Origin of the sequence: Paranoxybacillus vitaminiphilus (genome assembly GCF_003259935.1) — a bacterium.
Lineage (GTDB): Bacteria > Bacillota > Bacilli > Bacillales > Anoxybacillaceae > Paranoxybacillus > Paranoxybacillus vitaminiphilus.
Map to the genome: position 1 here is coordinate 165639 of NZ_QLMH01000002.1, position 14369 is coordinate 180007.

Consider the following 14369-nt stretch of genomic DNA (forward strand, 5'->3'; position numbering starts at 1 on the left):
CCCTACAGATTGTTTTTATATCTACTCTTCCGCTGTAAATCTATCGACATCATACCATAAAAGATAGAAAAAATTAAAAACAAACCCGTTAATATTACATTCATTTGAAATAAAAAATAAAAATTGGCAACAACTCCACAACTAACAATGAGTTCGCCAAGCCGCACTTCGCGTCCGGAATAGTAAAATATCGTTTCTTCAACAGCGGTGCGAATGAGAACGGCATTAGACAAAAAACCGATCAAAAAAGAAATCATCGCTAAGAACGACTTCAGCGGATTAAAAATAAATTCCGTGATAAAATTCGTAAAATGAAACGGGGTCACATCCGGCATCCAGCTAATCATAAAATATCCACCAATAAAGCCAACGAAAAGACAAAATAACTTAAATCTCATAAAATCCCTCCTCTTTGTTCCACTTGTATGCCAAGAGGGAGAATTTCATGAAAGCAAATGCTGTTATCAGCAAGCAATCAAGGCGCTTTTGTTGTCATGAATAAAAAACAACATCATAAATATAAAGTGATGCATTGTAAAAGGAGGTTCGCCATGTTTACAACCCGAAAGCAGTACCATCCGTATGTAAGCCCTTTTGATCCTTGCCAGCCAATACGTACGAAAACATACGTCACTCCACCGAATCTTTATATTGCATTTCAGCCGCCGAATTTGCCGCAATTCCCGCTCCATGAGGCATTAAAAAAGGGAACGCTTTGGAAGGTATTTTACGACCCTTATTACAGCCCTTATGAAATGGCACATAAAGGTGATGGCCAATGAAACAAATGCCAAAAGAATATTATGAGCTTCTTGAACAACTGCAAGCCGTTGATTTTGCCCTCATCGATTTAACGTTGTATTTGGACACCCATCCGCACGACTATCAAGCGATTCAACAGTTTAATCAGCTGGCGCAGAAACGAAAACAGCTAAAAAAACAATACGAAACATCATACGGGCCACTTCAGCAGTACGGCAACAGTTATTCGAATTACCCGTGGAATTGGGACGACACACCATGGCCATGGCAAGTATAAAGGTGTGACCGGGAGGGGAAACCATGTGGATTTACGAAAAAAAATTGCAATACCCGGTAAGAGTGAGTACATGCAATCCGAAGCTAGCCAAATATCTCATTGAGCAATATGGCGGTGCCGATGGCGAGCTCGCCGCTGCCCTTCGTTACCTGAACCAGCGCTACTCCATCCCAGATAAAGTCATTGGTTTGTTAACCGATATTGGAACAGAAGAATTCGCCCATCTCGAAATGATCGCGACGATGGTGTATAAATTAACGAAAGATGCAACGCCGGAGCAGCTGAAAGAAGCTGGGCTTGACGCCCATTATGTAACCCACGACAATGCTCTTTTCTATCATAATGCAGCCGGCGTTCCATGGACAGCCGCATATATTCAAGCAAAAGGCGATCCGATTGCTGACCTTTACGAAGACATCGCTGCTGAAGAAAAAGCGAGGGCAACGTATCAATGGATTATTAATATGAGTGATGACCCTGATTTAAATGACGGGCTTCGTTTCTTGCGTGAGCGTGAAATCATTCATGCCCAGCGGTTCCGTGAAGCGGTGGAAATTTTAAAAGAAGAGCGCGACCGAAAAAAGTTTTTCTAGTTTACTAGCTGGCTCATCAGTACAGAGGTCCTGCCTTTGAGTCGGCTTACTTATTTTCATAGTATAAATTAATGTCATACTGTTTTTTCATCCATTCAAACAGCTTATAACGCTCTTTCCACTCTTGTTCCTCTTTCCATAAATCATTGCTTTTTTGAATAATTTCGCAGCGCAGCGCATGAAATTCTTCTTCAGCCTTGTCACACTTTTTTCGATAAAAAAGAATGCTCCAGTACATCGAAAACAAAATAAGCAATATGTATAAATGTTCAGAGCGGTTTAAAAAACTGTCAATGATGGAGCTAATAATGAAGTAATTCGGATAAACAATAAAAAGAGCCACATAAATAAAAAAACTGCTAAATCCAATAAACGTAATGATCTGCAACGTTTTTACGATTATACTCAACCGCGCAAACTTTTGCTTTTTCTCAATGACAGCTAACATCATTTGCTTTGTCACTTCATCGATGCTTTCATGAAACCATTCCATTCTTTCTCCCCCAATGTTGTCGGTTACTATGAAGAATATATGTACAAGGTTAAAAATTTAGAACGAGTTTGTACCATTAAAAGAAAAAAGGTTGTCCCAAGCAAAGGCTCAGACATCACGCCACCATCATACATCATGTTTTATTGTGAATGATGCGTCACGTCAAACCTTTATCGGGCAACCTTTACTTTGACATTTCAAACACCGGAATTTTTAACACTTGCCCTTTATGAAGTTGTGAGCTGTCTAATTCATTCCATTCTTTAATGATTTGCATTCCTTCATCGCTTTTATAATATTTCATCGCAATGCTGAATAATGTTTCGTTTTCTTGAACGACATGAGTAATGACCTTCTCATCGCTTTCTGTTTGCTCTGTTTCCGATACAGCTTGGCGCTCATCAGCCGGCGGTTTTACTTCCTCGCTGCTTGTTGATTGTATCGGTTGAGAATTTTGCTTTATTTTCGTTTTTTGCTCATCATTTTCATCAGCAATATCGACTGTTTCGTAGCTATTATTTTCATTCAGCATAATCACACTTGTCGATTTTTTATCATATAAATAATAAATGCTTAAAATCGATATGGGCAGAAGAATAAAAAAGAGCGCCAACAGACGAATGACTGGATATTTAATTTTCCATTTTGTTTTTCTGTTCGTCTTTTTATGCACTTCACTGCGCGGCGGTAATGAGAAAGCATCCGGTTCATTTGCCTCTTGTTTCAAGTCATGTATTTGCTGCCGCAATCCTTCTGCCTGATCATGCGAAGATGGCTTGTTCATCAATGTTCCTTCACCTCAATATTGCTCTTTGCGCTTGGCTTGAAGATAGTCGAAACGAATTTTCACTGCTAAAACGAAATCGATAAAGAAGTGTGAAAAAATTGTCACCCACAAACTATGCGTAAGCTCGTATACATAGCCGAGAAAAAAGCTAAGCAAAACAACGACAATAAACAAAAACATTTTTATACCGCAAAAATGATGCTTGCAAACACAAGACCAAAATTCGTTTGTATGACCCCGCGAAACAATATTTCTTCACTAAAAGCGATCAGAAGACATAGAAAAAATATGTGCGGAATCGAACGGGTTTGAAAAATTTTTTCATTCACTCCGCCATCGTCATACCAATCTTCCGGCAAATAATGCATCAATAAAAACTCAACGATAAGAACGATGAGCCCACTCCCTGCTCCATACACAATGACATCATGAAATGAAAATTGCCAGAGCTGCCTGAAAGATTCCCAATCAAAAAAGAATAAACCAATGATGAAAGATAAAGCCAATAATAAAAGCTGTGTCATATATAAATGGGTGAGCACCTCTTTATCGCTCATTGCTTGAATGAGCTCTGCTTGACGTTTCATTCTCTAATGTCCTCATTTCAAAAGAAAATTCTTTTTAATTCGTCGTGCCAATCGAACGCCGCCGTCTTTCGCTGCAAACGGCTGTTTGAAAAGTAACGGTTTATATCGAATCCGCATATATCGCAGCACGCTTCAGGTTTTTCTGTCAACTCTTCCGCAAAATAGGACAAAATTTGTTCTCTCCGGCAATGAGCATGAAAAATCCACCGCAGCATCGCTCTCAATTTTTGTTGTTTTAATTGTTTGCGGCTTTCGATTTTCTTCATGAACTGACAGCATAAATCTGTTGTATCAGCGCATCCTGCTGCTGAATAATGTTCCAATAAATAGTCCATTAACCGCCATTGCACTTCGGTCAGCCCAATACGGTCGAGCGCATATGCTTCCAACTCGCTTTTCGATAGATTCATAGATAGCCGATTACATAATTGTTCGACCTGTTCTCTTGTCGGCAATTCCATCTCCATAAGAGATTGTACCATGTCCTCATCGCCATTGGTATACAATAATATCGCTACACTATCCTTTCCATCGCGGCCGGCTCTGCCGATTTCTTGTACGTACGATTCCATCTGAGCGGGAAGATGAAAATGAATGACAAAACGGATATTGGCTTTATTTACTCCCATTCCAAAAGCGTTTGTGCAGCAGACAATATTTAATTGATCGTGCAAAAACTGCTGTTGAATGAGCATTCGCTGTTCAGCATCCATGCCTCCGTGGTAATATGCCGTTTTGTTCAAACCGTTTTCTCTAAGCAGATTGGCCGCTTTTTCTGTCCACTGCCGGCTTGAAAAATAAATGATGCCCGGGCCTTGCAAAGACTTCGCATAAAAAAGCAGCTTCTCGATTTTTTCTTGTAAAAACTCCGTCGTTTCCACCTTGATCGCAATGTTTGGACGGTCAATGGAATACAAATGTTTTTTTACATTGCGCATTTTAAGAGAAGCGGCGATATCCTCAATGACTTCCGCCGTTGCTGTCGCTGTCAGCGCCAAACATGGCGGATTGCCGAGGCGCTGGCGAATTTGCCCAAGCTTTAAAAAATCCGGACGGAAATCATGTCCCCACTGCGAAATACAATGTGCCTCATCGACGACAAACAAGGATACGTTCACCTTCAATAAAGCGTTGAGCAGTTTGGGCGACTGTAATATTTCCGGGGAAGCATAAATAAAGCGGTAAACGTTTAAATGCGCAAGCGCCTCTTTTTTTTCATGAGCAGACAAAAAACTATTAAGGGCGATCACTCGTTTTTCACCGCGATTGCGCATTTGCTGTACTTGATCTTCCATTAACGAAACGAGCGGAGAAATAATCAGCACACTGCCGGAAAGCAAGTATCCCGGGAGCTGATAGCAAAGCGATTTTCCGCCGCCTGTCGGCAGCATCGCAATAACATCGTTTCCATTTAAAACATCTTCAATAATGTTACGCTGTCCTGTTCGAAAGGAAGAATGACCAAACTTTTCTTTTAATATCGTTTCAAGTTTCACGTTTCCCACCGACTTTCGCAAGCACGAGGCGAATTTCAAAATAGCTCACTGCTGTTCCTAGTGCTTCTTTCATTTTCTTCAGCTGATTGGTTTGCAATCGAGCGGCTGTTTGTTTAATTTTTTCGATCGTTTGCTGCTCAACAAACGGCTCAAGCGAAAAATCACTTATATTGGCGGCAATTTCGACAAGATGGTCTTCAATGGTGCTTCGTTTTAACTTGCGAATTCGCGCAATTTGCTCGATGCTTTTTCCTTTTTGCAGCCATTCATACGTTTTTCTTGTCGACATCGTTAAAGGGATAGGCACATAAAGGTCACTTAGCAGCTCATATAAAACAGGGAAGCGATTTCTATCCTTTTCTACCCGGGCTATCATATAATGCAACATATGCTGAAAAACAAGCTGAACATAGATGGGATCCCTGTTGAAAAAGACCGCAATTTGCTCATTTGTCCAGCCAATTCGTTCATAGCTTGTCAAACGCAAGACAAACATTTCGGCTTCTTCATCAGAAAAAGCAGACAGAATCGCAATTAATTCACGATAAAGCCTTTTTCCTAAGTCGTGTATTTGTTTTTTCGAAAGAAGATAACGCTTAACCCATGCAAGTGTTTCCTCATGGCGGTGAATTGGTTCAAACTTCCGCCTATGAAGCAGGTTGGATAATGTTTGGATGACAAGGGAAAGACGATACCAAAATGGCGCTGTTTGTTGATAGTATTTAAGCCCGTTTAAATAAGAAGGAAACGGCAGACGTGTCAACCAGTCATCAAGGCATTTATTTCCCAGATCTGTCAGCTGATAGTGCTTCTCATTGATGCACTCTATGAAACGTTTCTCCTGCAATTGCTGAAACGTTTTATTTACGTCCTTTTTCTTCACATCTTTTAATACACCAAACAAAAATTCTAATTGAAACCATTTACTGTCCTGCAATGTCTGCGATGACTTTTTCCCCTTAAGCAAGTGATAAATAGCCGATAAGGATCGTTCACCGCGAAATTGGCGCAAACAATATAAAACAATACAATGTAAATAGTTCAATCTCGCTTTTTCCCCCTAAAAAACTTGTCGAATCACTGATTCTATTGTAGCAAAATCTGTCGGGCGTTTTCATGTATAAGTATACATAAAAATGGGCAACCCTTAGCATGATAAGCATTCTCAATGGACTTTTCTATTGAAAAGTTATTGGAACAGTTTTATTATTATACTATGAGGAATACGTTTCCAACTTACATATCCTCGTTAGCAGGATCTATTAACTAATACCGTAAAATCGAACTCAGGAGGTTTTTTGTATGCCAAAGTATACGATTGTTGACAAAGAAACCTGTATCGCGTGTGGAGCTTGCGGTGCTGCTGCTCCAGATATTTATGACTATGATGATGAAGGCATTGCTTACGTAACGCTTGACGACAACCAAGGTATCGTAGAAGTCCCAGAAATCTTAATCGACGATATGATGGATGCATTTGAAGGCTGTCCAACAGACTCTATTAAAGTTGCTGACGAGCCATTCGATGGAGATCCTAATAAATTCGAATAAGAAGAAAAAAGGGCTGACTCATAAGTGTGTAACCTCACGTTCCTTTCACAATGTATATTATTGTGTTGTGGGGTTGACACTTTGCTTTCGGGTCAGCCTCTTTATCATTATACAGCTATCTGCCGTTTCCCTGCATCGAACAGTGCCACAAGTTTTTACCCGCCTCTTGTTGGATAAAATCTTGAATGAAAGAGTTTCTTGTCAATTGTTGCTACTCGTTCTCTCATATTCTATAATAAAAGCATACATACCTATTAAGGAGGAAATTGTCGATGGCTTTTGAAAACAAAATAGTAGAAGCATTTATTGAAATTCCTACTGGCAGTCAAAACAAGTATGAGTTTGACAAAGAGCGCGGCATTTTTAAATTAGACCGTGTCCTGTTCTCGCCAATGTTTTATCCGGCTGAGTACGGCTACTTACAAAATACGCTTGCGCTAGATGGCGATCCGCTTGACATTTTAGTTATTGTGACAAATCCTACATTCCCTGGCTGCGTTATCGATACGCGCGTCATCGGCTACTTAAATATGATCGACGGCGGCGAAGAAGATGCAAAATTAATCGGTGTTCCAGTGGAAGACCCACGCTTCGATGAAATTCGCAGCATCGAAGACTTACCACAACATAAATTAAAAGAAATCGCGCACTTCTTCGAGCGCTATAAAGACCTTGAAGGCAAGAAAACAGAAATCGGCACATGGGAAGGTCCAGAAGCGGCTGCTAAATTAATTGATGAGTGTATCGCCCGCTATAACGCACAAAAGAAATAATAAGCTGATAAAAAGGGGTTGACCTATAAAAGTGTCTGACCTCATGTCCATTTCACAATGTATATTATATTGTGTAATGTGGTCTGACACTTTGCTTCAGGTCGCCTCTTTTGTTTTCATACAGCAATTTCCGAACATTTAAGATAAAAACGCTTACATTTGTATGACTTCTTCTCAGCTCATTGACAGCCTTTTTTTCGTATGATAAATTATCAGAAATTTAAAAAATATACATTTAAGAAAGGAGTTATCACCGTGTTCCGGATTTTAGTATCTGATTCCATCAGCGAAGAAGGATTAGCCCCTCTATTAAACGCAGAACATATTGAAGTCGTGCAAAAAAAAGTTGCTGAAGTGGAAGAATCTCTTGATCAGTTTGATGCCTTGCTTGTACGAAGCGCGACAAAAGTAACAGAAGAGCTGCTGGCTAAAATGAAAAACTTAAAAATCGTCGGCCGGGCTGGAGTCGGTGTTGACAACATTGACGTAGATGCGGCAACAAAATATGGAGTCGTTGTCATCAATGCTCCTAACGGCAATACGATTTCCACGGCAGAGCATACATTTGCGATGATTGCTGCGCTTGTGCGCCATATTCCCCAAGCACATGTTTCCGTGAAGTCACGGGAATGGAATCGTTCCGCATTTGTCGGCAGCGAATTATACGGAAAACATTTAGGAATTATCGGCTTTGGCCGAATCGGTTCGGAAGTAGCAAAACGCGCGCGTGCTTTTGGAATGAAAGTTCATGTATATGATCCGTTTTTAACAAAAGCAAGAGCGGAAAAAATCGGAGTAGAGCCTTGCACGCTCGATGAATTGTTATCCGTTTCCGATATTATTACGGTACATACCCCTTTAACAAAAGAAACAAAAGGATTGCTGGGCCCGAAAAATTTAGCAAAAACAAAAAAAGGCGTTTACCTTGTGAACTGTGCACGCGGCGGCATTATTGACGAGCAGGCGTTAGCAGAGTTCCTTAAAAGCGGTCATGTTGCCGGTGCTGCTCTTGACGTATTCGAGCAAGAACCGCCTGGTGACCATCCGCTTCTTGCGTTTGATAATGTCATTGTTACACCGCACCTGGGGGCGTCAACGATCGAGGCTCAATTAAATGTGGCCACTCAAGTGGCAGAAGAAGTATTGAAATTTTTAGAAGGAAAACCAGTTACGTCCTCTATTAATCTGCCAACATTATCAAAAGAGGTTTATGAAAAGATTCAATCATTCTATAATTTAGCGAAAAAAATGGGTACGGTCGCTTCACAATACATGGTCGAGCCTGTGCAGGAAATCGCCATTACTTACTCTGGAACCGTTGCCGATTTGGAAACAACCTTTATTACACGCAGCTTGCTTGCCGGCTTTTTAAAACCGCGCGTTGCTTCGACCGTAAATGAAGTAAACGCGGCGATGATCGCCAAAGAGCGCGGTATCATCTTTGGTGAAAAATTCTCGACGAACTCTGAAGGCTATGCGAACTCGATTTCCTTAACCGTTTATGGAGAAAAGCAAACATTTACGATTAAAGGCACACATATTCCAAATTATGGGGACCGCATCGTCCATTTTAACGGTTTTGCGATTGATTTTGCTCCAGAAGGTCATCTTTTATACATTCAACATCAAGATAAACCGGGGATGATTGGACAAGTTGGAAAAATTTTGGGTGATCATCAAGTGAACATTGCAACCATGCAGGTAGGACGTCAAGCTGCCGGCGGAAAAGCAATCATGATGCTGTCGCTTGATAAGCCATTAGACGATTCGATCGTTGAAAAACTGTCCGAAGTTGCAGATATTGAGGTAGTGAAAAAGATCGAAGTATAAACGAAATTGAACTAGAATGATAGAAAAAGAAGCGGTAGACCATTCTAATGGATCCACTTCATGAAAGGAAAATGTTAAACGGCAAGTAAGCAATATATTTAACACAAAAAACAATATAAATCATAAAGAAAAACGCTCGGATTTTTCATTCCGAGCGTTTTTCATACTGCTAAACTTACATTCTAAAAAAGCTCCAAAATACGTTTTTAGGGGATTTATTTCTCAAAGAAATTATCACGTTCTACCTTACAGACTCTCAATCCGAATCGTTTGTACCATTCTGTTTTTCCCTTTTCTTGTGCAACTTTATGCATTGCGTTATCTTTCCAATTCTGAATGGCTTCTAAGGACTCCCAATAAGAAACTGTAATACCTATTCCGTTTTGGTCACGAACGCTTTCTACCCCTAAAAAACCTTGTTGTTTAGAAGCTAACTCTACCATCTTATCCGCCATTTTTTCGTATCCATTATCTCCTTCTGTCCGCTCAGATGTAAAAATGACAGCATAATAAGGCGGTTGTGGAGTTTTTGCAATTGTACTCATAGTTACCTCGGTTCTTCCGCTTTTCTTTTTGTCTAGCTTCGACGCCTTGCTCTTTGTGCCAAATAACCTTCCCCCTTGAAGTGTCAAGCACTTCTGCGGGTGAAGAACATTTGGCTTCAAGAGCTAATCGCGGCGCTTCCGCTTTTCTTTTTGTCTAGCTCCAGCGCCTTGCTCTTTGTGCCAAATAACCTTCCCCCTTGAAGTGTCAAGCACTTCTGCGGGTGAAGAACATTTGGCTTCAAGAGCTAATCGCGGCGCTTCCGCTTTTCTTTTTGTCTAGCTCCAGCGCCTTGCTCTTTGTGCCAAATAACCTTCCCCCTTGAAGTGTCAAGCACTTCTGCGGGTGAAGAACATTTGGCTTCAAGAGCTAATCGCGGCGCTTCCGCTTTTCTTTTTACCCAAGAGGGACTGCTTTTCGTTCTCCTTTTTCAAACGTCATAATTTCTGTATAGCCAACACTTCTTGCCAGTTCGATCGCTTTGTCATAATCCGCTCCTACATGCTCCGGAACATGGGCATCAGACGATAATACGATCGGCACCCCTCTGTCAAAGCACATTTGCAATAGTCTCTTATCTGGATACAATTCACCAATTGGTTTTCGCAGTCCTGCCGTGCTGATTTCAACACACGTTTTTGAGTTCGCCAGCGCCGCAGCGGCCCGTTCGTACTGCTCCAGTAAAAATTCCTCATCTTGCGGAATGTATTTAAAAATTTTTACTAAATCTAAATGACCGATAATATCAAATAAATTCGATTCAGCCAATGTTACAACTTGATCAAAATATTTGCGGTATGTATCGTATAAATCTCGCCGTTCCCACTCTTTTCGGTATTCTGCCAAGTCAATTCCAAAGTCATCCACCCAATGAATGGAACCGATAACATAGTCAAATTCATATGATTTAATAAACTCTTCCATTTCTTTATGCTTGCCAGGCGTATAATCCATTTCAATCGACATTTTCACATCAATTCCCGCATCCCACGCCTCATGAAATAGCTTAACGTAATCGTCCATATCATAATATCTTCGTTCATCGACCCACGGATTTGACAAAATATTTTTCGTTTGATAAAAATGATAGGCATGTTCAGAAATACCAAAATGCTGAATTCCCTTTCGCTCTGCTTCATCCGTAAACCGTTTCAAATAATCAAGCGTTAATGTTCCTCGTTCTAAATGATTGTGGTAATCCGTTAACATATCAGTGCCTCCTACTATACTGTAATTTTCCTTATTATATCCTACTTTTTCATAAGAGGACAATGAGGTTAACGAATTTTCTAAATTTTTAATGGGTCATGCCGACTAAAAACAATAAACGGATACACACCGCCATACCCGCTACAACAAGCAAACGCTTCATAATGTCTTCCATCCGTCTTCCCTCCTTCTGTCTTTTTCACCATATATGTCTTATGTGAAAAACAAAATAATTAGAACATATCAAGTCGAATTTTTACAATTTCTTAAGCAAAGCATCAGACCCCACAACCGAAATATATCGTACATAGCGTTAGGTCATGAGGTCAGACGCTTTTCGGTCATCTCCTTAATTAATTTAACGGCATTGGATTAGGTGCCAATGGAACGCCAATTTTTATATTAAACGTATAAGGCCCAATTTGCTTCACATTTCCACCTGTAAACATGACCGACTTAAATCCAAACTCTTTCGCTGTAAGCAAAATCGCTTCAAGCATCCAAAGAACTTCCGGGATATTCTCAAGCTGTGACGTGTTTGAAAATTGAACAGTCACTTCATCTCCATTCACGCGAACCGCCTCGATTTTAACGTTTTTCGGAATCGCCGGTTGAAGCAGCGAATCTGCCGGATCATCCATTTTATCTAATGCGGATTGTATATCAGCAAACGACTCAGTCGTTGGTGTTAAAAAAACCGGGTGAGCTGCATCGAGCTGATACAGAAAATAGCCTCGTTTTGTTTGATCAACCGTTAATGAATCGAGCCTGCCGGTATGTGAAAGTTGAATTCCCTTTTTGCCATCCGTAGAAAAAACAACTTCTTTTATTCCCTTCCAACGAAACGTTTCTTCAATGCTGTCCAAAAACATCACTTCGCCAGCTGTTCCGCTTCTAAACACAGAATGATCACCTGGTATGCGAACGGTTAATCGTCCGTTTTCATTGGACTGGACAATGGTCAGCGGGTCTAACAAACTTTCCGATAAGCCCCACTCAGCTTCTTTTAAAACGGTTTTTGCTTGTTCAAACTGTTCACTATAAGACTTTTTATCCTTATCAACCAATATGCTTACAGGAATGACATGTTGCGCATGTAGATCTGGGATGCCAAACACGACAACATTTTGCTCTTGCCAGCTTGTGCTGCTGACAACCCGCGATGGAATGACTGCCGATTGTTCGCTAACGGCTTTCTCTTCCTGTTCGCTTGCCGGCATTTCCATCACAATCGCACGTTTCTCTGCGTTTTCGCCCGCTTTTTCTTCGACTTCATGCCTTGCAATAAACGATGAACCAAGAACGATAAAAAGAAAGAGAGCTGCTGCAGAAGCCATCGATGGAATACCCCAAGCTTTTATCCGCTTCTTTTGTAACTTTGCCGACAAATGTTCATAGACGGCTTCTTTTGAACGTTCATCGGCAATATGAGGCATTTGCTGTAATAGCTGTTCCATTTGCTTCTCATTCCACTCGAATCTTCTCACGGCGCATTCCTCCCTTCGCTGCTTCTGCTTCCATCTCTGCCTTTAGCAATTTTAATGCACGATGCTGCGTTGTTTTCACTTTGCTCTCCGTCCATCCGAGCGCTTCAGCTGTTTCGGCAATCGACAGCGATTGAATGAAGCGCAATACAATGACTAAACGCTGATCTATTGTGCATTTATCTAAACAGCGATACATCAGCTGTACATCTTCATTTTGAATCGCAATTTCCTCCGGCAAGGGGGCAGGATCCTGCAGTTGGCGTGTTCCCCAGTCAAACTTTTCAATGATTCTTGCCCGCCAGCTTTTTTGTTTGCGAAAAAAATCAATCGCCACATGCTTTGCAATCGAAAACAACCATGTCTTCTCGCTGCTTTTGCCTTCAAAATGCTTATAGGAGCGCAATACTTTTATATATACTTCCTGAACAAGGTCTTCCGCCTGTTCACGGTTTTTCACCATATAAAATAAAAAATTAAAGATGTCTTGATGATATTTCTCATACAGTTCATCAAAAACGGTGTCCATTCGCTCCCCTCCCGTTCTTTTATATTGGTCGTTCATTTACCCAGTTTTGTTACATACTTTTACTTTAATCTTTTTATATAAAAAAAGGAAGAATATCATCGTATATTCTTCCTTTCGTCTATTTCTTTTGTTAGTTTTTTAAATTGATTAAAAAAAAGTAGTTACCGGCTGTTTCTTTAATCTCTCCTTCAGCCTCCGGGCAATAGCTTATCAGTACAGCTGTTGCCGGACCTGATGAGGCAAAGAGCGGAAGGGAACAGAAAACTTCCTGATGCGCAAAACCGTTGATCTCCATCAGCCCTTTCAGCTCATGAAAAATTCCTTTTGAACCGATCGGAACGATTTCGTAAATACCGGGTAAAGTTAATAACCGTTGAAATAACGGCAGCGGCAATACCCGCTCTTGACGCTTCACCACTTCATCGCCGACTAAAGGCTCCCCAATCACAGCGAATTTCGCCTGCGGAGGAGTGATGCCGATGCGTTTATTTTCTTTACTGACTTTTCCAATCGCTGTAAAGCTGACAGCCGACTGAATCATCGGAATGTTCGATTCCGTACTTCCAGTAATAGGAATTGATAAATGAAGTTCCTCAAACGCTTGGTCAATCCCTTTGAGAAGCCGTTTCCATTCCTTATCACCGACAAAATTCTGTAATACAAAGGCAATCGGAACGGCACCAACGCTCATCAGTTCCATCAGGGCTACCCTTGCGCCATAATAGCTGACGATTTCATATGGAACTTTTACTACATCCGCTTCCTTTAAGCCGATACCGCCGGAACAATCTGTAGCAATCACCAGCTCTTCTTCGCTATCGAGAGGCAAAAATAAAACATCACGCATGTGGCATCTTCCCGCTGTAATTTGTCATATTTTATCTCTCCTCTTTATCACGAAACACAATGGCGCTTCTTTCGTATTCGACATCTTTAACCCCTAAGCGCGCATTAATCACACGGGCAACGGCAAAAAAGTAATCGGATAGACGATTCACATACTGTAGGACAATTTCATTGATCGGTTCGGCTTTACTTAATGACACGATGCAACGTTCCGCCCGTCTTGTTACCGTCCGCGCGACATGAATCGCCGCCGCTGCTGGCGAACCGCCCGGTAAAATAAATTTTTCAAGCGGCGGAGCCTGTTTAATATACTCATCGATTCGTTGTTCTAAAAACGTGACCATCTCGCTTGTCACTTTGTAAGGCAGTTTGTTATTGACAATCGCTAAATCACCGCCGCAATCAAACAATTCATGTTGAATTTTTTGCAGCTCCGCATAAATATCTTGAAAGCGTTCATCAGTCAGCAGTGTCATCGCCTGACCGACAAATGAATTGACTTCATCGAGCGTCCCGTATGCCTCAACACGCAAATGATCTTTATCGACTCTTCCACCGATCATGCTCGTTTTCCCTTTGTCACCTGTCCGTGTATATAATCTCATTTTC

17 protein-coding genes and 1 pseudogene are annotated in these 14369 nt (G+C 41.0%); 6 read left to right on the plus strand and 12 right to left on the minus strand.

What is annotated here, in order from left to right; genetic code table 11:
• Positions 1 to 2 precede the first annotated feature (2 nt).
• Entirely contained in the window at positions 3 to 398 is a 396-nt protein-coding gene (locus B0I26_RS03310; RefSeq protein WP_111644050.1) for a hypothetical protein, read from the minus strand.
• A 153-nt stretch (positions 399 to 551) separates the two neighbouring features.
• Between B0I26_RS03310 and B0I26_RS03315 the strand changes: the two genes are divergently transcribed.
• Genes B0I26_RS03315 through B0I26_RS03325 form a run of 3 tightly spaced genes read left to right on the plus strand, consistent with a single transcriptional unit; the run spans position 552 to position 1632 of the window.
• Positions 552 to 782, plus strand: coding sequence for a spore coat associated protein CotJA (locus B0I26_RS03315; RefSeq protein ID WP_111644051.1), 231 nt, complete (start codon positions 552 to 554; stop codon positions 780 to 782).
• Positions 779 to 1039: a spore coat protein CotJB gene (locus B0I26_RS03320; RefSeq protein WP_111644052.1), complete on the plus strand. Its 261-nt coding sequence runs from the start codon at positions 779 to 781 to the stop codon at positions 1037 to 1039. Before B0I26_RS03315 ends, B0I26_RS03320 begins: the two co-directional genes overlap by 4 nt.
• Positions 1040 to 1062: 23 nt before the next feature.
• On the plus strand, positions 1063 to 1632 hold the full coding sequence (locus tag B0I26_RS03325) for a manganese catalase family protein (RefSeq protein WP_111644053.1): 570 nt from the start codon (positions 1063 to 1065) through the stop codon (positions 1630 to 1632).
• Positions 1633 to 1678: 46 nt separating this feature from the next.
• Here the strand turns inward: B0I26_RS03325 and B0I26_RS03330 are convergent, their stop codons facing one another.
• From B0I26_RS03330 to B0I26_RS03350, 5 genes and pseudogenes are all read right to left on the minus strand, one after another.
• The gene (locus tag B0I26_RS03330) at positions 1679 to 2125 is read right to left on the minus strand and encodes a YpbF family protein (RefSeq protein ID WP_111644054.1); all 447 of its coding nucleotides are present in this window, start codon (positions 2123 to 2125) and stop codon (positions 1679 to 1681) included.
• 184 nt (positions 2126 to 2309) lie between these two features.
• Positions 2310 to 2909 (minus strand): LysM peptidoglycan-binding domain-containing protein, encoded by a 600-nt coding sequence (locus B0I26_RS03335; protein ID WP_111644055.1) that lies wholly within the window; start codon positions 2907 to 2909, stop codon positions 2310 to 2312.
• 15 nt (positions 2910 to 2924) lie between these two features.
• Positions 2925 to 3499: pseudogene (locus B0I26_RS03340) on the minus strand (CPBP family intramembrane glutamic endopeptidase).
• A gap of 17 nt (positions 3500 to 3516) precedes the next feature.
• Complete coding sequence (locus B0I26_RS03345; RefSeq protein ID WP_111644056.1) at positions 3517 to 4995, minus strand: RecQ family ATP-dependent DNA helicase; 1479 nt, start codon at positions 4993 to 4995, stop codon at positions 3517 to 3519.
• Positions 4985 to 6040, minus strand: a complete 1056-nt coding sequence (locus tag B0I26_RS03350; RefSeq protein WP_111644057.1) for a YpbB family protein — start codon at positions 6038 to 6040, stop codon at positions 4985 to 4987. Before B0I26_RS03350 ends, B0I26_RS03345 begins: the two co-directional genes overlap by 11 nt.
• A gap of 257 nt (positions 6041 to 6297) precedes the next feature.
• Between B0I26_RS03350 and B0I26_RS03355 the strand changes: the two genes are divergently transcribed.
• The 3 genes from B0I26_RS03355 to serA all read left to right on the plus strand — a co-directional run bounded on the left by B0I26_RS03355 (position 6298) and on the right by serA (position 9149).
• Positions 6298 to 6546: a ferredoxin gene (locus B0I26_RS03355; RefSeq protein WP_111644058.1), complete on the plus strand. Its 249-nt coding sequence runs from the start codon at positions 6298 to 6300 to the stop codon at positions 6544 to 6546.
• Positions 6547 to 6818: 272 nt separating this feature from the next.
• Positions 6819 to 7319 carry an inorganic diphosphatase gene (locus B0I26_RS03360; RefSeq protein WP_111644059.1) on the plus strand — a complete coding sequence of 167 codons (501 nt, stop codon included), beginning with the start codon at positions 6819 to 6821 and terminating at the stop codon, positions 7317 to 7319.
• A 255-nt stretch (positions 7320 to 7574) separates the two neighbouring features.
• On the plus strand, positions 7575 to 9149 hold the full coding sequence (gene serA / locus B0I26_RS03365; protein ID WP_111644060.1) for a phosphoglycerate dehydrogenase: 1575 nt from the start codon (positions 7575 to 7577) through the stop codon (positions 9147 to 9149).
• A gap of 215 nt (positions 9150 to 9364) precedes the next feature.
• Here serA and B0I26_RS03370 read toward each other — a convergent pair whose 3' ends face one another.
• The 6 genes from B0I26_RS03370 to B0I26_RS03395 form a co-directional block, all read right to left on the minus strand.
• Entirely contained in the window at positions 9365 to 9694 is a 330-nt protein-coding gene (locus B0I26_RS03370) for an antibiotic biosynthesis monooxygenase family protein (RefSeq protein ID WP_111644318.1), read from the minus strand.
• Positions 9695 to 10088: 394 nt separating this feature from the next.
• Positions 10089 to 10901 (minus strand): histidinol-phosphatase, encoded by an 813-nt coding sequence (locus B0I26_RS03375; protein WP_111644061.1) that lies wholly within the window; start codon positions 10899 to 10901, stop codon positions 10089 to 10091.
• Between the two features lie 353 nt (positions 10902 to 11254).
• A complete protein-coding gene (locus B0I26_RS03380; RefSeq protein ID WP_111644062.1) occupies positions 11255 to 12388 on the minus strand; it encodes a GerMN domain-containing protein in 1134 nt (377 codons plus the stop codon).
• A complete protein-coding gene (gene sigX / locus B0I26_RS03385; protein WP_111644063.1) occupies positions 12366 to 12914 on the minus strand; it encodes an RNA polymerase sigma factor SigX in 549 nt (182 codons plus the stop codon). The genes B0I26_RS03380 and sigX overlap by 23 nt, the downstream gene beginning before the upstream one ends.
• Positions 12915 to 13044: 130 nt before the next feature.
• A complete protein-coding gene (locus B0I26_RS03390; protein ID WP_111644064.1) occupies positions 13045 to 13761 on the minus strand; it encodes an AIR synthase related protein in 717 nt (238 codons plus the stop codon).
• 31 nt (positions 13762 to 13792) lie between these two features.
• Complete coding sequence (locus tag B0I26_RS03395; RefSeq protein ID WP_111644065.1) at positions 13793 to 14365, minus strand: cob(I)yrinic acid a,c-diamide adenosyltransferase; 573 nt, start codon at positions 14363 to 14365, stop codon at positions 13793 to 13795.
• Positions 14366 to 14369: the final 4 nt, after the last annotated feature.